This is a genomic window from Cupriavidus phytohabitans, assembly GCF_017815025.1.
Taxonomy (GTDB): domain Bacteria; phylum Pseudomonadota; class Gammaproteobacteria; order Burkholderiales; family Burkholderiaceae; genus Cupriavidus.
This window is the reverse complement of sequence record NZ_JAGIQB010000027.1, coordinates 45,137-62,852: the sequence shown is the minus strand read 5'-3', so window position 1 is coordinate 62,852 and position 17,716 is coordinate 45,137. Positions and strand designations below refer to the sequence as shown.

13 protein-coding genes are annotated in these 17,716 nt (G+C 68.0%); 5 read left to right on the top strand and 8 right to left on the bottom strand.

Annotated features, from left to right (window positions below; all coding sequences use genetic code 11):
• Positions 1-20: 20 nt before the first annotated feature.
• Complete coding sequence (locus tag J8I34_RS19315; RefSeq protein ID WP_209806729.1) at positions 21-965, bottom strand: dioxygenase family protein; 945 nt, start codon at positions 963-965, stop codon at positions 21-23.
• Positions 966-1,441: 476 nt separating this feature from the next.
• Here J8I34_RS19315 and cqsA point away from each other — a divergent pair, with 476 nt between their 5' ends.
• Together cqsA and J8I34_RS19305 are read left to right on the top strand one after the other, a co-directional pair.
• The gene (gene cqsA, locus J8I34_RS19310; protein WP_209806728.1) at positions 1,442-2,749 is read left to right on the top strand and encodes an alpha-hydroxyketone-type quorum-sensing autoinducer synthase; all 1,308 of its coding nucleotides are present in this window, start codon (positions 1,442-1,444) and stop codon (positions 2,747-2,749) included.
• Between the two features lie 9 nt (positions 2,750-2,758).
• Positions 2,759-4,081 (top strand): sensor histidine kinase, encoded by a 1,323-nt coding sequence (locus J8I34_RS19305; protein ID WP_209806743.1) that lies wholly within the window; start codon positions 2,759-2,761, stop codon positions 4,079-4,081.
• A 19-nt stretch (positions 4,082-4,100) separates the two neighbouring features.
• Here J8I34_RS19305 and J8I34_RS19300 read toward each other — a convergent pair whose 3' ends face one another.
• From J8I34_RS19300 to J8I34_RS19290, 3 genes are all read right to left on the bottom strand, one after another.
• A complete protein-coding gene (locus J8I34_RS19300) occupies positions 4,101-4,694 on the bottom strand; it encodes a uracil-DNA glycosylase family protein (RefSeq protein ID WP_209806727.1) in 594 nt (197 codons plus the stop codon).
• A gap of 111 nt (positions 4,695-4,805) precedes the next feature.
• Positions 4,806-5,945: a DSD1 family PLP-dependent enzyme gene (locus tag J8I34_RS19295; protein ID WP_029044974.1), complete on the bottom strand. Its 1,140-nt coding sequence runs from the start codon at positions 5,943-5,945 to the stop codon at positions 4,806-4,808.
• Positions 5,946-6,036: 91 nt separating this feature from the next.
• Positions 6,037-6,795 carry a BON domain-containing protein gene (locus J8I34_RS19290; protein ID WP_209806726.1) on the bottom strand — a complete coding sequence of 253 codons (759 nt, stop codon included), beginning with the start codon at positions 6,793-6,795 and terminating at the stop codon, positions 6,037-6,039.
• A gap of 685 nt (positions 6,796-7,480) precedes the next feature.
• Here J8I34_RS19290 and J8I34_RS19285 point away from each other — a divergent pair.
• The 3 genes from J8I34_RS19285 to J8I34_RS19275 all read left to right on the top strand — a co-directional run bounded on the left by J8I34_RS19285 (position 7,481) and on the right by J8I34_RS19275 (position 11,144).
• The gene (locus J8I34_RS19285; RefSeq protein WP_209806725.1) at positions 7,481-9,940 is read left to right on the top strand and encodes a DUF3772 domain-containing protein; all 2,460 of its coding nucleotides are present in this window, start codon (positions 7,481-7,483) and stop codon (positions 9,938-9,940) included.
• A 263-nt stretch (positions 9,941-10,203) separates the two neighbouring features.
• A complete protein-coding gene (locus J8I34_RS19280) occupies positions 10,204-10,557 on the top strand; it encodes a mechanosensitive ion channel protein MscS (RefSeq protein ID WP_209806724.1) in 354 nt (117 codons plus the stop codon).
• Between the two features lie 2 nt (positions 10,558-10,559).
• Complete coding sequence (locus tag J8I34_RS19275) at positions 10,560-11,144, top strand: class I SAM-dependent methyltransferase (protein ID WP_209806723.1); 585 nt, start codon at positions 10,560-10,562, stop codon at positions 11,142-11,144.
• 146 nt (positions 11,145-11,290) lie between these two features.
• Here the strand turns inward: J8I34_RS19275 and J8I34_RS19270 are convergent, their stop codons facing one another.
• The 4 genes from J8I34_RS19270 to J8I34_RS19255 form a co-directional block, all read right to left on the bottom strand.
• A complete protein-coding gene (locus tag J8I34_RS19270) occupies positions 11,291-14,407 on the bottom strand; it encodes an efflux RND transporter permease subunit (protein WP_209806722.1) in 3,117 nt (1,038 codons plus the stop codon).
• Positions 14,408-14,413: 6 nt separating this feature from the next.
• A complete protein-coding gene (locus J8I34_RS19265; protein WP_029044968.1) occupies positions 14,414-15,574 on the bottom strand; it encodes an efflux RND transporter periplasmic adaptor subunit in 1,161 nt (386 codons plus the stop codon).
• Between the two features lie 2 nt (positions 15,575-15,576).
• Positions 15,577-16,980 (bottom strand): TolC family protein, encoded by a 1,404-nt coding sequence (locus tag J8I34_RS19260; RefSeq protein ID WP_209806721.1) that lies wholly within the window; start codon positions 16,978-16,980, stop codon positions 15,577-15,579.
• Between the two features lie 213 nt (positions 16,981-17,193).
• Positions 17,194-17,595 (bottom strand): cobalt-zinc-cadmium resistance protein, encoded by a 402-nt coding sequence (locus J8I34_RS19255; protein ID WP_209806720.1) that lies wholly within the window; start codon positions 17,593-17,595, stop codon positions 17,194-17,196.
• Positions 17,596-17,716 lie beyond the last annotated feature (121 nt).

The window sequence follows — 17,716 nt, the reverse complement described above, 5'->3', positions numbered from 1 at the left end:
GAAAGAAGATCGGCCGACGCTCAGTCGATCGGCGGCTTGGGAAACGTCTGCTGCCCCGGCTCCAGCGTGAAGTCGAAGTCCAGCGTGTAGAACGGCGCCGGCACCTCGCCCCACGGGCTGCGGCCCTGGTCGTGCAGCTGCAGGGTGCCGACCAGTTGCCGGTGCACGCCGAAGGTGACATCCGAGGCGAGCTTGTCGGGCTCGTCCGCAAACACCTGCGTCACCAGGGTCCGATAACCCGGCGCCGCGACGATGAAGTGGATATGCGCCGGCCGGTACGGATGGCGCTGTTGCGCGGCCAGCAGCGCGCCGACCGGGCCATCGGTCGGCACCGGATAGCCGGCCGGGCGCACGGTGCGGAAGCGGTAGCCGCCGTCGGCATCGGCATGGAAGCAGCCGCGCAAATTGCGGTCGGGCTGGGTCGGGTCCTGGTTGTCGTACAGACCCACCGGAGAGGCCTGCCATACCTCGACCAGCGCGCCGGCCAGCGGTGCGCCGTCGGTACCACGCACGGTGCCGCTGACCAGCAGCGGCTGGCCGGGCGCATCGTCCTGCACTACGCAGTCGCCGCAGGCATAGCGCGGCGCGTTGGCGCGGTAGAACGGTCCCAGCAAGGCACCCGGCGTGCGGCCGTCGCGGGTGCTGTTGTTCATCACCGTCACCAGCGTCGACAAACCCAGCACATCGGCCGCGAGCACAACCTCGTTGTGCGTGGCGTGCGTAGCCTGGCCAATGCTGGCGAGCCATTCCAGCGCGAACTCGAACTCTTCATCGGTCAGGCGCGCCTCGCGCAGGAAGCCGTGCAGATGCCGGACCAGCGTGTCCATGACGAAGCGCAGGCGCGGGCTGGCGGTGCCCGCCATCGCCGCCTGGACGATGCCGGTGACCGAATGCTCGTCGTCTATCAGCGTGGGGCGCGGGGCCGGCCATACCGGCGATACCTGCCGCGCGATCGATGTCTCCATGTCATACCTCCTTTGCAAACGTTTGCAGTGATTTGCAGCATTATCGGCGGCCGGCGCCGGAGGTCAAGGCAAAAGTTCGGCCAGGTGGCCGCCCGAGGCCCCTCGCGTCGCCAGAAATCGCAATCAAAACAAGCCGCTACGCGTTGTTTTCAGGACAAACCCTAGGCGGGTTCCGCCTGGGCGGAGGGTGGTATTTGTGAGTACAACTGCCTATATATGCCTTAACAGGCACTCATTGACGAATCGGGATGAACTGACATGCCAGCGAGCGCCGGCCGCGCCACAATGCAACGGCAGCGTGGCCCTTCCCGCTCAAACAAGCGTTGAACTGGTGGAAGCCGGGTCACAATCGACACCGAGGACTTGCCACAGTGATCGCTGACGTGCAGACGCCCCGACTTGCCTGCAATCCCCAGGTCCCTGGCAATGCCGCCAGCGATCCTCTCCGACAAGCCCTACCTACCAGAGGAAATCCGATGTTCTCTGCCGTCCAGCGTCCGCAGCCGACTCACCCCGTTCCCTGCTCCCCCCGCAGCGTGGCCACGCCGCCGCTGCCGCAGTGGATCGCAGCCCGCATGTCAGAGCACTTCGATGCCCGGCTGGGCAAGCTGTGGGGCGGCGACCACCTGCTGCACGGGCGCAAGCCGGGTTCCGACGCGCTGCACCTGAGCAGCAACGACTACCTGTGCCTGCTGGGCGAGCGGCCGCTGCTGGAGGCGCAGGCCCGCGCGCTGCTGGATGAGCCGCCCGAGCTGCTGATGTCGTCCGTGTTCCAGTACGGCGAGACGCCGCAGCGCCACGTCGAGCGCAAGCTGGCCAACCTGATGCAGGCGGAGGATGGGCTGATCGCGCAGTCCGGCTGGGCCGCCAACGTCGGCCTGGTGCAATGCATCGCCGGGCCGGGGGTGCCGGTCTATATCGACATGAACGGCCACGCCTCGCTGTGGGAAGGCATCACCGCCGCCGGCGCGCAGGCCGTGCCGATCCGCCACAACGACGTGGGCCATGCGCGCCGCCAGGCCGAGCGCTTTGGCCCCGGCGTGATCATGGTCGACGCGGTGTACTCCACCACCGGCAGCGTAGCGCCGCTGGAGGAATACGTCGCGGTGGCGGAAGCGTCGGGTTCGGTGCTGGTCGTGGATGAGTCGCACTCGCTCGGCACCCACGGGCCGTCGGGCGGCGGGCTGGTGCCGGCGCTGGGGCTGTCGGAGCGGGTGCATTTCCGCACCGCGTCGCTGGCCAAGGCCTTCGCCGGGCGCGCTGGCTTCGTCACCTGCTCCAGCATGTTCAAGGACTTCTTCGCGGTCGAATCGCGGCCGGCCATTTTCAGTTCGGGGCTGCTGCGCCACGAAATCGCGTGGTTCGACGGCGCCATCGACTTCATCGCCGCGGCGGACCACCGGCGCGAACAGCTGCATGCGATCACCCGCGCAACCCGCGAAGCGATCAGTGCCCTGGGATACAACATCAGCGACGGCTCCGAGCAGATCATCGGGCTGGAGGCCGGCACCGAGCCGCAGGTGATGGTCCTGCGCAACGCGCTGCAGCAGCGCGGCATCTTCGGCGCGGTATTCTGCTCGCCGGCAACCCCCAGGAATCGGGCATTGATGCGACTTACCCTGCATGCGAAACTTAGCGCCGGTGAAATCGACCGGCTGGTCAGCGTTCTCGCCAGTATCCGCGACGAGGTGCGTCTGGAAGAATGGTCATCCACGCGCCGCAGCCGGCGCAAATCCCCCTTCAATCCCAAAGAGGAGCTCGCCGCAAGCTCCCGCGAGGAGTAACCGTTGGAGATGGAAGCAGAGTTGGCCGACCCAGGTGGCCGCAAGCGCCGTTCCGGCCCGTCGGGACTTGCCGGCCTTGCCCGCCGCAGCTGGCAATCGGTGTTCGATACCGCGGCGCGGGCCATCCTGCTCGACGAGGAAAGCGTCATCCGCCTGCGGCGGATCCAGATGGTGGGCGCGCTGGGGGTCATCGGCCACCCGCTCTACTACCTGATCTGGTCGTACGTGTTCCCGCAGCCCTACGAGAACCTGTGGCTGCGCCTGGTCTGCACCGCGCTGTTCGTGCCGCTGCTGTTTGCGAGGGCGTTCTCGCACCGGCGCTGGCTGCCGCCGTACGCGCTGTTTGCGATCACGGTGGGCATGCCGTTCGCCTTCATCTTCCTGTACCTGGAGAACGGCGGGTCGATGGCCTGGGCCGAGTCGGTCATCATTGCCGTGGTGATCCTCTATCACTTCAATACGGCGTTCGCGACCATCTCGCTGCTGGCCGGCGCCGCGGCCGCGGTGGCGCTGTTCGTGCTGGCCGGCAATTCCATGGGCGGGATCCCATGGCAGCCGGTGCTGCTGCAGCTGCCGATCATCGGCTTCGTGATCTCGGTGCTGGTGGTGATCAAGCTCGACCGCCAGCTGCTGGTCGAACAGAAGCGTCGCGGCATGGCGGCGGCGCTGGCCACCGTCGCGCATGAGCTGCGTACGCCGCTGACCAGCCTGAGCATCAGCGCGGGCGGCCTCAAGGCGCGGCTGCCGGCAGCGCTGGACCAGGACGCGCCGCGCCGCGAGGGGCTGATGCAGGCGGTGGCGCGCATGGAGTCCGACATCTCGCATATCAGCAACAGCATCGAGCTGCTGGTGGCCAACTCCAAGAATCCGGAAAAGGCCACGCGAGAGCTGTTCGATCTGGGGGGCGTGATCCGCGACACCATCGCCCGGTTTCCGTTCGATGAACCAGGCCGCGACATCGTCACGTTCGATCTGCCCGGCCCGGTGCGCGTGCTGGGCAACGCGCAGCTGTTCGGGCTGGTTATGACCAACCTGCTGAAGAATGCGCTCGAAGCGATCAAGCGTGCCGGCAAGGGCGACATCCGGATCCACTGCGAGGTGCGGCCGGACGGGGTGCACGTCACCTTCCGCGACACCGCGACCGGGGTGCCGCCGAAGGTGCTGGCGCGCATGTTCCAGCCCTTCTTCTCCTACCCGGCGCACCGTGGTACCGGCATCGGGCTGGCGTTCTGCCAGAACGTGCTGACCAGCTGGGGCGCCGGCATCAGCTGCCGTTCCGTCGAGCACGAGTTCACGGAGTTCGACATCCGCTTCCCGCACAAGGACCACTGAGAAGAACCACTGAGCGGCGTCAGCCGGACAGCGCCAGCGCCACCTGCTGCCGCAGCCGCGGCAGCACGTCGGTGTCGAACCACGGGTGGCGCCGCAGCCAGAAGCGGTTGCGCGGGCTGGGGTGCGGCAGCGGGAAGAACGCTGGCAGGTAGTCAGCGCAGGCGGCGACGGTATCGGCCAGCGTCGCTCCTGCCCGGCTGCCGAGGTAGTGCGCCTGTGCATGGCGGCCGATCAGCAGCGTCAGCCGGATATCGGGCATGGACGCCAGCAGCGGCGCATGCCACAAGGGCGCGCATTCGCGCCGCGGCGGCAGGTCGCCGCTGGCGCCCTTGCCGGGATAGCACAGCCCCATCGGCACGATCGCCACCTTGCCGGCGTCATAGAACTGTTCCGGCGTCAGTTGCAGCCAGCTGCGCAGCAGGTCGCCGGAAGGGTCGTTCCAGGGGATGCCGGTTTCATGCACGCGCCGTCCGGGCGCCTGGCCGACGATCAGCAGGCGCGCATGGGCGCCGGCCTGCACCACCGGCCGCGGTTCGTGCGGCAAGGCGCAGGCGCGGCAGGAGGCGATGTCGGCGAGGAGCCGGTCAAGCCCGGCGGATCGGGGCCGAGGCAAATCGGAGGGCCGGGTCAATGCGGGTCAATGCGGGTCAATGCGAAAGGCTTCCCAGTGGAAGCGCGTCTCCCGCCAGGGCACGTTCGGTGCGCTGAGCGCACCAGGCAAGCATCAACGGCTGAGCCCGCGCGCTTCGATGGCCCATACCGCTTCCACGCGCTCGCCGCGCACGCAGGCATAGGCATCGTGCAGGTTGGCGGTGGGATCGCAATGGCCCGGCACCAGCCACAGCCGCTCGCCCAGCAGGTCACGGCTGTCGGCGCCGGTTACCGCCAGCACGCCGTGCTCGTCGTTGGCGGCAACGTACTCCAGCCCGCCATCGGCATCGCGCGGCCACACGTGCGGCAGGCCGGAATCGACCGCGACCGACTTCAGGCCCACATCGCACACGGCCACGCCAGCGCGCGCCGCGCTCATCACGGTCGATGCCACGAACAGGGAATGCAGCGGCCGCAGCGCGCCTTCCCATTCGAGCGAGCCGTAATGGCCGTCGAGAAACAGGTACGAGCCCGGCTGGATTTCGGTGTAGACGCCGCTCTCCAGGTCGAACTCGGCGGTGCCGGTGCCGCCGCCGGTCACCACCGGGCAACGCAACCCGCGCCGCTCCAGCGCGCGCAGGTAGCCGGCGGTGGCCTCGGCCGCGCGCTGAGCGGCCTCGCGCCGCTGTGCCCATGCCTCGATATGCTGGATGCCGCCGTGATAGCCCTGCAGGCCGCCAAAATCCAGCGCGTCTTCGGCGTCGATCGCGTCGATCAGCGCCAGCAAGGCCTCGTCGCTGGCCACGCCGCAGCGGCCCTGCCCCACATCGACCTCAGGCAATACCGCGATGCGCACGCCGGCGCGCGCCGCGGCGACGCCGGCCTGGCTGACCTGGCGCACATCGTCCACGCAGATCGACAGGCGCGTGTGGCGGGCCAGTTCGGCCGCCATCGCGGCCTTGTCGGCGCCAACGAATTCATTGCTCAGGTGGATGCTGCCGATGCCGGCGGCGGCAAAGGGATACGCCTCGGACAGCTTCTGGCAGCAGATGCCGACCGCGCCCGCATCGACCTGCCGCTGCGCGATCGCCACGGACTTGTGCGCCTTGGCATGGGGGCGCAGCGCCACGCCGGCGCGTTCGGCAAGTTCCGCCATGCGCGCCAGGTTGGCTTCAAAGGCATCGAGCTCGATCAGCAGCGCGGGCGTAGACAGCGCTGACAACGATTGGCCTGGCGCCGCGTGCGGCGGCCTGAGAACGCTGGCTTCATGCATGGTGTGAGGGCCCGGTGGCGGCAGAGCTTGCCGTGAGCCCTCACGATAACACCGGCGTGGCCTTGCGCACAGGCTTGCGCGCGCAGCAGCGCTAGCGGCGCGTGGCCAGCAGGCGGTAGCCGCGTCCGCAGTGCTCGGCGGCAGCGGCGCGGGCCACGTCGGCATCGTCGAACAGGCCGGCCTGCGCGATCGACTTCACCATCACCCCCTCGCCGCGCTCGTTGGCGAGGAACCGCCCGTCCCAGCCTTGCACGATGTACAGCACGTCGCCGGCCGGGGAGCCGACCTGCCGGCGCTCGCCGGTAGACTGGCCGACCCGCTGCTCACCCTGGCCCTGGCCCTCGCCATGCGCTGCGCCGCCGCCCCGCTCGCCGATCTTGCCAATGCCGCCGCTGTCGGCGCTGCTGCCCGGCCGCGCCATCTGGATGTTGTTGCGCACTTCACTGACGCCCAGCACATCCTCGGCCATCTGCTCGATGTGGAACTTGGCGTCGCGGTCCCGGACGGTGCCGGCCAGCGTGACGATGCCCGAGACGACGTCGACGGTGACATCCGAGACATCGTCATCGGCGTGTGCGAGCCGTTCGCACAGATCATCGCGAATGCGGGCGTCGGTGCGCTGATAGCCCCTGGGCATGCGGCGCGACCCCGCTTGCGCGGCCCAGCGCGAAGGGCGCGTGGGCCGCTCGTCGTCTTCATCCTCCATGCCATAGCGGGCCTCGCCATAGCCATACGGCGAGCCGCCGGTGTCGCCACTGCGCCAGTGGCGTGCCTGGCGGGTATCGTCGGGCTCATCGTAGCCGCGGTGGCGCCAGGTTCCCCGGATTTCCGACGGTGGGTAGTCTTTCATGGATTGCCTCCGATCTGACGTCCTAGCCTGGTACCGGAAGCAGGAAACATGCCCTTGCGCCGATGCGGCCGCGTGGCGCTCCGGCGAGCGCCGCGGGACGCAGTTTTTACACAATGCGCAACAACGTCATGCGCTTCGTCCGTCCGCGGCGGGCCGGTCGAGATACTGGCCGACAATGCGCACCAGCAACGGCAGCTTGCCGGTACTCCCCTGAATGCTCCTTCCATGGTCGCTGCGGGCCGCCGGCCCGCGAATGCCGTGATGGTAGTGTGATTGTGGCGAACATGCCGCCCGCGTCAGCGCCGCGCCTGGCGCCGTTGCGCAAAATTCTGCCCCGCGGTGCTTCATGCGCCGCCCGTACGGGGCATGTGACCTGAACGCTTTCGTATAATGGCCCGAGCCGCGGCGGCTCCGGGGAACGGACCTGCCGCGATCGGTCAGCACGACCCGTGCCACGCATTGCCGGCTTGCGGCTTCGCCCGCAGGCCTTTCTCGTGGCTGACCCAAATTCGCCGAAGCGATGGACTGTACGCAGCCCTCGCTTCCCGTGTTCATCGCCGGTGTCCCGGCCGTTCCGCAGCGCAATCGCGACGCAGCGCCATGTGGCCCTGCCCGCACCGTGCCTTGCCATTTCCATCCGCCGCCGGAGCGCCCGCAAGCCGTCACCATCCGCCGAGAATCCGCCATGAGCAAAGCTTCACGGCTCGCACTGGGCGTTGCGCTCGCTGCGCTATGCCACCTGATGCCGGTCACGCTGCCCGCCGCCTATGCCGCAGAGACCGCATCGGAAGCCGAGGCCGCCGCGCAAGCGCCCGCGCTGACCCACGCCGAGGCCACCGCCGAACTCAAGCGCCTGCAGACCGAGCAGGACAGCGTCAAGCAGCAGGCTTCAGACCCCGACGGGAATACCAAGCTGCATGACCTGCAAGAGACGCTGCGGCAGCTGGATGCCGACGCCGACAAGCTCAGCGCGGCCCTGGCGCCACAACGCGAGCAGTTGCAGGCACAGCTCGACGTGCTCGGTCCGCCGCCGGTCGACGGCACCACCAGGGAAGCCCCCGCGGTGGTAAAGCAGCGCGCCGGACTGAACACGCGCCGCACGCAGCTCGACGCGCATCTCAAGCAGGCGGCGGAGAGCAAGGAGAATATCGCCAACCTGAGCGAACAGCTGGCTCGCCTGGAGCGCGGCCACCTGAAAGACCAGCTCGCGCTGCGCTCGGAAAGCATCCTGAACCCGCAGTTCTGGCAGCCGCTGTTCAGCCCGCCGCCGGAGGACCAGGCGCGCCTGGACGGCTTCCGCGACCAGGTGGTGCCGATGCTGCAGCTGGCGTGGCAGCCGTCGCAGCGCGCGGCCACGGTGGCGCTGCTGCTGCTCGCGCTGGCGGTATGGACGCTGGGACGGCGCCTGGCCGAGCGCGCGCTGGCGTGGTTCTGCCTGACCCGGCTGCCCGAGACGCGCCTGCGCCGCAGCGCGCTGGCGCTGGCGACCACGCTGGCGACGGTCTGCACCACCGGGCTGGCGGTGCAGTTGGTCTATCACGCCTTCGCGCGCAACTATGAATTGCCGCCCGACGTGATGGCAATCTATGCGCAGCTGGTCAAGCTGACGCTGACCAGCGCGCTGATCGTCGGGCTGGGGCGCGCGTTGCTGTGCACGCGGCATCCCAGCTGGCGCCTGCCCGCGCTGGCCGATCCGGTCGCGCTGGCGATGAAGCCATTCCCCGCCGTGCTGGCCGGCCTGTTGCTGCTGGCCGGCACGCTCGAGCAGATCAACCGCATCGCCGACACCACCGTGCAGGTCACGCTGCTGGGCCGCGGGCTGGTGTCGCTTGTGGTGGTGCTGACTATCGGCGCGGCGCTGCTGCGCGCCAACCGCGTGCGCAACGAACTCGCCGCCGCGGGCGAACGCCCGGAGGCGCGCGCCACGCTGGCCGGCATGATCCACGCCGCCGTGACGGTGCTGGTGATTGTGTCGATGGTCGCGCTGCTGGCCGGCTATATCAGCTTCGCGCGCTTCCTGACCTATGAGCTGGTCTGGTTCGACATCGTACTGTGCAGCCTGTACCTGCTGACGCAGGTCACGCGCGATGTGTGCGAGGCCGTGCTGTCGACCAACCACGCCAGCGGCCGCGTCATCAAGCAGCTGTTCGGCGTCGACGATTCGCACCTGGAGCAGGCCTCGACCATCCTGTCCGGCATCGGCGCCAGCGTGCTGCTGCTGGTCGCGGTGGTGGCGCTGCTGACCGGTGGCTTCGGCACCACGCCGGCGGACCTGCTCAACAGCCTGCTGATGGTGCTGGGCGGCGAAAAGCTGCGCAGCCTGAACATCATGCCGGAGCGCATCCTGAATGCGGTGCTGGCGCTCGGCGTGGGCATCTGGCTGCTGCGTTCGGTGCGGCGCTGGCTCGACGCGGAGCTCCTGCCCAAGGTGTGCAAGGAGCCGGGGCTGCGCGCCTCGCTGATCACGCTGTTCAGCAATGTCGGCTATGTGCTGCTGGTGCTGCTGACGCTGTCGCTGCTGGGCGTGCGCTGGGACAACCTGGCCTGGATCGTCAGCGCGCTGTCGGTGGGCATCGGCTTTGGCCTGCAGGAGATCGTGAAGAACTTTGTCTCGGGCCTGATCCTGCTGACCGAGCGCCCGGTCAAGGTCGGCGACATGGTCAGCCTGTCCGGCGTGGAGGGCGACATCCGCCGCATCAACGTGCGCGCAACCGAGATCCAGCTGGGCGATCGCTCGACCGTGATCGTGCCCAATTCGCAGCTGATCTCGCAGAACGTGCGCAACGTGACCATGAGCAACAGCACGCAGGGCGTGGCGTCGCTGCAGCTGACGTTCCCGCTCAATACCGATCCGGAACAGCTGCGCGACCTGCTGATCGATGTCTACAAGGAAAACGAATCCATCCTGGACGTGCCGGCGCCGTCGGTCATGTTCAGCCAGCTGGCGCCCAACGGCATTACGCTGTCGGTGACGGGCTACGTCAGCAGCCCGCGCATCGCCGCGACTACGCGCAGCGACCTGCTGTTCGAGATCCTCAAGCGGTTGCGCGCAGCCGACATTGCGCTGACCGAACCGCAATCGCTGCGGCTGGAGAACCTGCCGCCGTTCGGTGAAGCATCGCAGCGCGCGTACGCGGCGGGATAAGTCCGCCGCTCGCTGTGCCCCGCTGGTCCGGCTCAGAACATCGGTACGCCCGCCCTGCGCGGGCGCGCGCGGGCTGGCCCAAACCCTGAGAGAAGGCTTCCGGACAGGGCCCGTTAGAGGGGGTGTATTACAGCCCGTTAAAAACCGGTCCGGTAAAAAGCCCCTGTTACAAAGCTAACAAGTCGGCATCCGCGGCGAAACACCTCGCCGGGCAGTTTGCATCCATCATTCAGGAACACAAGCTGCATCACTAGGAGTCCGACATGCGCCCCTCCACCCGAATCGTCGCCGCGGCCGCCCTGACCGTGGCCCTGGTTGCCGCCGGCCCCGCGTCCGCGCGCGGCCGCCATCATGGCGGCGGGTCGAATGCCGGCGCGGTCCTCGCCGTCGGCGCACTGGTCGGCCTGGCCTTCGGTGCGGCGCTTGCATCGGCGCCAGTCGTGGCCGCCCCGGTCGCGGTGGCGCCGCCGCCGGTCACCTACGCCCCCGCGCCGGTCTCGTACGCGGCGCCGGCGGTGCCGCCGGGCTATTGCTACCGCGACTACGACCGCGCGTACGTGCCGTGCGGCCCGCAGCCGTCCGGCTACTACCAGCAGGCGCCGTACTACGGCTATTGATCATGCCGGTCGACCGCGATTATTTCAGCCGGCTGTATGGCCGGCAGGACGACCCCTGGGGCATCGGCACGCGCTGGTACGAGGCACGCAAGCGCGCACTGCTGATGGCCACGCTGCCGCGCGAACGCTTCGCACGCGCGTTCGAGCCCGGCTGCGGCGGCGGGCATCTTACCGTTGAACTGGCACCGCGCTGCGATGCGCTGGTGGCAATGGAACTGGCCGACAGCGCGGCCGGGCAGGCGCGCCAACGCGTGGCGGAGTTTGCGCACGTGCAGGTGCTGACGGGGGAACTGCCGCAGCAATGGCCCGAGGGCTCATTCGATCTGATCGTGTTTTCCGAACTGGGGTATTACTTCCCGAAGTCCGACTGGCATGAGGTCGCGGCGCTTGCGGCGGGGGCATTGAGCGAAGATGGCGTCATTGTCGCCTGCCATTTCCGGCACCTGTTCGCGGAGCAGCAGATCACTGCGCAGGCGGTGCATGATGCGATCGGTGCGCAGCCTGGGTTGTATCGGCATATTCATCATCAGGAGCCGGATTTCACGATGGATTTGTGGTCCAGGCGGTTGGAGATGAGGTTGGCTTGAGGGGGGGAATTTGGGGCTCGGGCTCGGGCTCGGGCTCGGGCTCGCGCTGCGGCTGCCAAGCCGCAAGGCACCAAAACCCAACAAAAAAAACGCCCCACACACAACCAGCGCATAGGGCGTTCCACTACATAAACAGAAGGCAAACCTTAAACCGGCACATCCCTCGTCGGATCCGGCTTGCTGTCATCGAACCACCGGTACAGCGTCGGCACCATCACCAGCGTCAGCAGCGTCGACGTAATCAGCCCGCCGATCACCACCACCGCCAGCGGACGCTGCACCTCGGATCCGGGGCCGGTAGAGAATAGGAACGGCACCAGGCCCAGCATCGCGATGGTCGCGGTCATCATCACCGGACGGAATCGCTGCGTCGCGCCCTGCACCACTGCCTCGTCGAGCGACAAGCCCGAATCGCGCAGCGAACGGATATACGACACCAGCACCACGCCGTTCAACACCGCCATGCCCCACAGCGCGATAAAGCCCACCGAGGCCGGCACCGACAGGTATTCGCCGGTGACGAACAGCCCGATGATGCCGCCGATCGATGCGAACGGCAGCACCGTGATGATCAGCGTGGCAAAGCGCAGCGAGTTGAACAGCAGGAACAGCAGGAAGAAGATCGCGGCGATGGTGACCGGCACGATGATCTTCAGGTGGCCCATGGCGCGTTCCATGTTCTGGAACTGGCCGCCCCATTCGAGGTAGTAGCCTTCCGGCAGCTTGACCTTGGACGCCGTGGCCTGCTGCAGCTCAGCCACGAAGCCGCCGAGGTCACGGTCCTTCACGTTGATCATCACCACGACGCGGCGCTTGGCCATTTCGCGGCTGATCTGGGCCGGGCCGTCGTTGACCTCGATCTTCGCCACGCTCTGCAGCGGCACCTGCATGCCGTCAGGGGTGTTTACCAGCAGTTGGCGGATCGCCTGGACATTGTTGCGGAAATCGTCCGGCAAGCGCACCGACGCTGCAAAGCGGCGTTCGCCTTCGAAGATATCCGTGGCGCGCTTGCCACCGATCGCGATCTCGATCACGTCGTGGATGTCGGAGACGTTCAGCCCGTAGCGCGCGATCGCCTGGCGGTCGATCTCGATCGACAGGTACTGCTGGCCCGAGACGCGCTCGATACGGATATCCTGCGACCCCTGGATGCCGCCGGCCACGCGCGAGATCTCGCCGGCCAGCTCGCGCAGCTTGTCCAGGTCGTCGCCGAACACCTTCACCGCCACGTCCGAGCGCACCCCGCTGACCATTTCGTCGACGCGGTCCGAGATCGGCTGCGCCATCACGATCTGCACGCCGGGGATGGCCTTGAGCTTCTCGCGGATGGCGTTGGCGATATCGTCCTGGGTCCAGCCGTCGGGCCACTCGTCGCGGTCCTTCAGGCTGGCGATCGGGGTCGATTCGTTCTGGCCCTGCGGGTCGGCCGGGCTTTCGCCGCGGCCCACGCCGGACACCACCGACTTGACGCCCGGCACGCCCAGCACCAGCTTGTTGGCTTCCTTCTCCAGCTTGATCGACTCTTCCAGCGAGATGTTCGGCACGCGGTCGATCGCGGGAACGATCGAGCCTTCCTTCATCTCGGGGATGAACGAGGTACCCAGCAGCGGCACGATCAGCAGCGTGGCGACGAACGCGCCCACCGCGCTGAGCACGGTCTTGCGGCTGTTGCCCAGCGCCCAGTGCAGCATCCGCAGGTAGTGGCGCTTCATGAAGGCAATCAGGAACGTGTCATGCTCGGCGCCGCCCTTGAGCAGGTACGACGACAGCACCGGCGACAGCGTCAGCGACAGGAACAGCGAGATCGCCAGCGCGATCGAGATGGTGAACGCCAGCGGCGCGAACATCTTGCCTTCCATGCCGGACAGCGTCATCAGCGGCAGGAACACCAGGATGATGATGCCCACGCCGACGATCACCGGCGTAGCCACTTCCTGCACGGCCTTCACCAGGATCTCGGTCTTGGTCAGCCCCGGCTCCTTGTGCCCCAATCGCTCGAACGCGTTCTCGACCACCACCACCGAGCCGTCGACCATCAGGCCGATAGCGATCGCCAGCCCCCCCAATGACATCAGGTTGGCCGACAGCCCGACGTGGTTCATCACCATGAACGTCAGCAATGGCGTCAGCACCAGCGTGGCCAGCACGATGACCGACGAACGCACGTCGCCCAGGAACAGGAACAGCACGATCACCACCAGCACCACGCCTTCGAGCAGCACCTTGGTCACGGTCCACAGCGCGGCATCGACCAGCTCGCTGCGGTCGTAGTACGGCACGATCTGCAGCTTGCCGGGCAGCATGCCGCGCTCGTTGATCTCGGCCACGCGCGCCTTCACGCGGCTGACCACTTCCTTGGCATTGCCGCCGCGCATCATCATGACGATGCCGCCGACGGCCTCGGTCTGGCCGTTCTTGACCAGCGCGCCCTGCCGCACCTCATGGCCGATGGTGACATTGGCCACATCGCGCAGGTAAACCGGCGTGCCGTCGACTTCCTTCAGCACGATGCTGCCGAGGTCCTCCACGCCCTTGGCCAGGCCGACGCCGCGGATCAGGTACTGCTCGGCGTAATGCGGCAGCACGCCACCGCCGGAGTTGGCGTTGTTGCGCGCCAGTGCCTGGTAGACCTGCTGGATCGACACGCCGTAGTGGCGCATGCGCTCCGGGTTGACCAGCGCCTGGTACTGCCGCACGTAGCCGCCCTGCGAGTTGATCTCAGCCACGCCCGGGATCGAGCGCAGCAGCGGGCGCACCACCCAGTCCTGGGCGATGCGGCGCTCGGCCAGCTCTTCCTGGGTCAGTTCGCGGTTGCCGTCATCGGCACGGTCCAGCGTGTACTGGTAGACCTCGCCCAGGCCGGTCGAGACCGGGCCCAGCACCGGCGACACGCCTTCCGGCATGCGCCCGCCCACTTCGATCAGGCGCTCCATCACCAGCTGGCGTGCAAAGTACACGTCGGTGGCGTCGGTAAAGACCAGCGTGATCAGCGATAGGCCCGCCTTGTTCAGCGAGCGCATCTCTTCCAGGCCGGGCAGGCCCGTCATCGCCATTTCCACCGGCACGGTGACAAAGCGCTCGACTTCCTCGGGCGAACGGCCCGCGGCTTCGGTGGCGATCTGCACCTGCACGTTGGTCACATCGGGGAAGGCGTCCACCGACAGCTTGGTGGCAGCGCGCAGGCCGAAGAAGAACAGCACCACGGCCAGCACGCAAACCACCAGCCGCTGCTTGATGGCGGCTTCGACTAGGGATTTCATCATGTCCGATTACCCTTGCTCGATGCGCTTGCGCTCGTTGTCCAGGTGGAACGCGCCATCGACCACGATGCGGTCGCCGGCCTTCACGCCGTTCTGCACCACGCGCATGCCGTCGCTCTCGGCGCCCAGCTTGACCTTGGTCAGGCGGAACTTGTTCCCCGGCATCTCGACATAGACCAGCTCGTCGTTGCCCTCGCGCACCACCGCGGCGGCGGGAATCACCAGCTGGTCCTGCGGCTTGCCGGCGATCAGCATGCTGGCCAGCATGGCGGGCTTCAGGCGCCCTTCGCGGTTCTCCAGCTCGGTGCGGACCAGCACCGTGCGCGACTGCGGGCTGACCGTGCGGCCCACGTAGATCAGCTTGCCGGTGATGGTGTTGCCGCCCTTGCCGTTGGCCAGCGACGGCACCTCGATCTCCACGCTCTGCCCTTCGGCGACCTGCGCGGCCTGCTGCTCGGGCACCTCGGCCACGACCCACACGCGCGACAGGTCTGCCACGGTGTAGAGCGCGTCGGCCGGCTGCACCACCTGGCCCTGCGCCACGTTGCGCTCGACCACGGTGCCGCTGATGCTCGAATACACCGGCGAATGCGAGTTGATGCTGCCATTCTTCGCCAGCTCGGCGATCGAGCCTTGCGACATGCCGAGCACGCGCAGCTGGTCGCGGTAGGCGCGCATCTCGGCGGAGGCGATCGCCAGTTCGCTCTCGCGGCGCTGCAGCTCGCCGCGGCCGATCACGTCGGCGGCAAACAGCTGGCGTGCGCGCTCGGCGTTGCGCACCTGCAGGTCGTGCTGCGCCTCGCTCTTCAGGAACGACATTTGCGCCGCGCCCAGCTCGCTGCTGTGCAGGCGCGCCAGCACCTGGCCGGCCTTCACTTCCTGGCCGAGCGTGGCATACAGGTCGGTGACGCGGCCGGTCACGCTGGCGCCGATACGCGATACGCGCTGTTCGTCGAAGTCGATGCGGCCGGCCACGCGCAGCATCTCGCTGAACGGGGACGTGGTGACCGGCGCCACCTTCAGCGACTGCTGCAGGTTGCCTTCCGGCTGGATCACGCCGGGCGGCAGCTTGGGCGCCTCGGCAACGGGTTCAGGCTTGTCGGAACAGGCCGCCAGGCTGAACGTCAGGACGGCAGCGGCCGTCAGCGAAAGCAGGAAATTGGGACGCATGGTTATTTCTGTTCGATGGTGGAGGTCGGCGGCAGGCCTGGCGCGGCGGTGGCACCCGGGGCGGTCGACATGAGCTTTTCGATCTGGATGGCGGCCAGCTGCTGCTCGTACTGGGCGGCGATCAGCTCGTTGCGCGCACTGCGCAGCACGCGCTGGGCATCGATGAAGTCAAGGATGCCGCGCTCGCCGAAGCGGTAGGCGGCCTCGGCCACGCCCAGCGCCGACTCGGCCTCACGCACGATGCCGGACTCCAGCGCGGTCACCTGCGCCTGCGTGATCTCGTACTGGCGGTAAGCGGATTCCAGTTCCTGCGCCAGCTCGAACTCGCGCATTTCCAGCGCGCTCTGCGCCTGCGTCGCCTGCGCAGTGGCCTCGCCCACCGGGCCGCGGCGGCGGTCCCACAGCGGGATGGTCATGACCAGGCCGATCTGCGAGACGTTGTTGTCGGGCTGGCGGTCGGTGCTGGCGCGCACCGCCACTTCCGGCCAGCGCAGCGAGCGCTGGTAGTCGACGCCCAGCCGGGCGCGCTCCAGTTCCGTGCGGCGCTGGACCAGCTCGGCATTGCTCGCGGTCATGGTGTCGCGCAGCACCGGCAGCGGCGGCACGTCCGGCGACTGTGCCAGCGTGCCGTCCAGCGAGAACTGGCCCGGCATGGCGCCGCCGACCTGCTGGCGCAGCGCGGCCTTGGCCTGGTTCACGCGCAACTCGGCGGTCTGCTGGTTCTTCTGCGAGGCCAGCAGTTCAGTCTCGGCCTTGATCAGTTCATAGCGCGGCGCTTCGCCCACCTCCACGCGCAGGCGTGCGCGCGAATGGATCTGCCGCATCATCGCCAGGTCTTCCTCGGCGGCATGCAGCTCGCTTTCGCGGCGCAGCACGTCGTAGTAGGAGGTCTTGACGCGCGCGGCGAGGTCGGCGCGGAAACCCTGGCGAGCCGCCTGCGACGACTCCAGGCCGCGCGAGGCCATGGCCTCGCGCAGGCTGCGCTGGTGCGGGTAGTCCAGCTTCTGCACCACGGCGTAGCTCGGCGCATTGCCGCTGGTCACGCCGGGTTGCTTGCCGGACAGGCGACCGTACATCACTTCGACCTGCGGATTGGGATAGGCGCGCGCGCTGCTGATGGCGGCGCTGGCGGCATCGACATTGGCCTCGGCCACGGCGACGCCCTTGTTGGTCGACTGCGCCATGTCGAGCAGTTGCGGCAGCGAGAAAGCGGGGCCGGCCGCGGCACCCGCGGGGCGTGCGGAGGCAGCCTTGGGCACGGCCGTGGCGGCCAGCAGCTCGGCGCCGGGAGTGGGCGCCGTGGCGGCGGAAGTCCTCGAAGAAGGCTTGGAGAGCGGTGCGGCCGGGGCAGCGGCGAACGCGAGCAGCGAAAGCGACGCGATCAGGGTCAGCTTGGTTGTTGTCATGAGTCCGGAATGCAAGCAATGCGACGCCTGCGCCATGCCGCCGCGCGCCCCGGCGCGAGTCACGGCGGGACGAACTACGGCAGCGGCTTGCCCGCGCGCGATGGCGGCGGGCAGGCTGGCGATATCAGGCAAGGGGGCGCGGCCCGCAGCACGGCGGCTGCGGAGGCAGCGCGTGCGTGCGGGGGAGCGGCAAGGCGTGTGAACGCCCGGCGCTCAGGAGCGGGAAATTGGCGGCCGGAAGAAGGCCGAAGGCGGCGGTTCGGCGCGGCCGTGGGGATGTTGCGCGACCTCCCCGGCGGGCAGCAGAAACTTCACCGGGGGCAAGGCAATAAGGGCGCTGGATTCCTCGATTTCATCCAGCAGGTCCAGCGGATCGAGCAGGTCGGCCGACCAGATATTGCAGTACCCAGGCGGCTCTGCGCAGATGTCGTCGTCACTCAGGCCATCGTCGCCAGGAACGATGACGCGGCCCATGTCGTCCACCGACTGCAGCGCGGCCAGTTCGTTACTGGCTGCCTGGACCTCCGGCTGCACGGACGCGCGCGCGTCCGCCACCGCTCCAAAGGAGAGCAGTGACAGGCACATGGCAGTCAGCAGCAGGAACAACAATCGCATGGGTGGGGGGCGTCGGGCACGGGGCGGCCGCGCCGTTTCGGACGGGCGCCGCTCGTGCTGCGGGACAGCATTGTAACGTAGCGATTACGATTGACAGAGAATCGTTACGTTCGTTCCGCAA

Coding starts and splice junctions, on each gene's coding strand:
- J8I34_RS19315 (WP_209806729.1), bottom strand. CDS start 965: ATGGAGACATCGATCGCGCGGCAGGTATCGCCGGTATGGCCGGCCCCG.
- cqsA (WP_209806728.1), top strand. CDS start 1,442: ATGTTCTCTGCCGTCCAGCGTCCGCAGCCGACTCACCCCGTTCCCTGC.
- J8I34_RS19305 (WP_209806743.1), top strand. CDS start 2,759: ATGGAAGCAGAGTTGGCCGACCCAGGTGGCCGCAAGCGCCGTTCCGGC.
- J8I34_RS19295 (WP_029044974.1), bottom strand. CDS start 5,945: ATGCATGAAGCCAGCGTTCTCAGGCCGCCGCACGCGGCGCCAGGCCAA.
- J8I34_RS19290 (WP_209806726.1), bottom strand. CDS start 6,795: ATGAAAGACTACCCACCGTCGGAAATCCGGGGAACCTGGCGCCACCGC.
- J8I34_RS19285 (WP_209806725.1), top strand. CDS start 7,481: ATGAGCAAAGCTTCACGGCTCGCACTGGGCGTTGCGCTCGCTGCGCTA.
- J8I34_RS19280 (WP_209806724.1), top strand. CDS start 10,204: ATGCGCCCCTCCACCCGAATCGTCGCCGCGGCCGCCCTGACCGTGGCC.
- J8I34_RS19275 (WP_209806723.1), top strand. CDS start 10,560: ATGCCGGTCGACCGCGATTATTTCAGCCGGCTGTATGGCCGGCAGGAC.
- J8I34_RS19270 (WP_209806722.1), bottom strand. CDS start 14,407: ATGATGAAATCCCTAGTCGAAGCCGCCATCAAGCAGCGGCTGGTGGTT.
- J8I34_RS19265 (WP_029044968.1), bottom strand. CDS start 15,574: ATGCGTCCCAATTTCCTGCTTTCGCTGACGGCCGCTGCCGTCCTGACG.
- J8I34_RS19260 (WP_209806721.1), bottom strand. CDS start 16,980: ATGACAACAACCAAGCTGACCCTGATCGCGTCGCTTTCGCTGCTCGCG.
- J8I34_RS19255 (WP_209806720.1), bottom strand. CDS start 17,595: ATGCGATTGTTGTTCCTGCTGCTGACTGCCATGTGCCTGTCACTGCTC.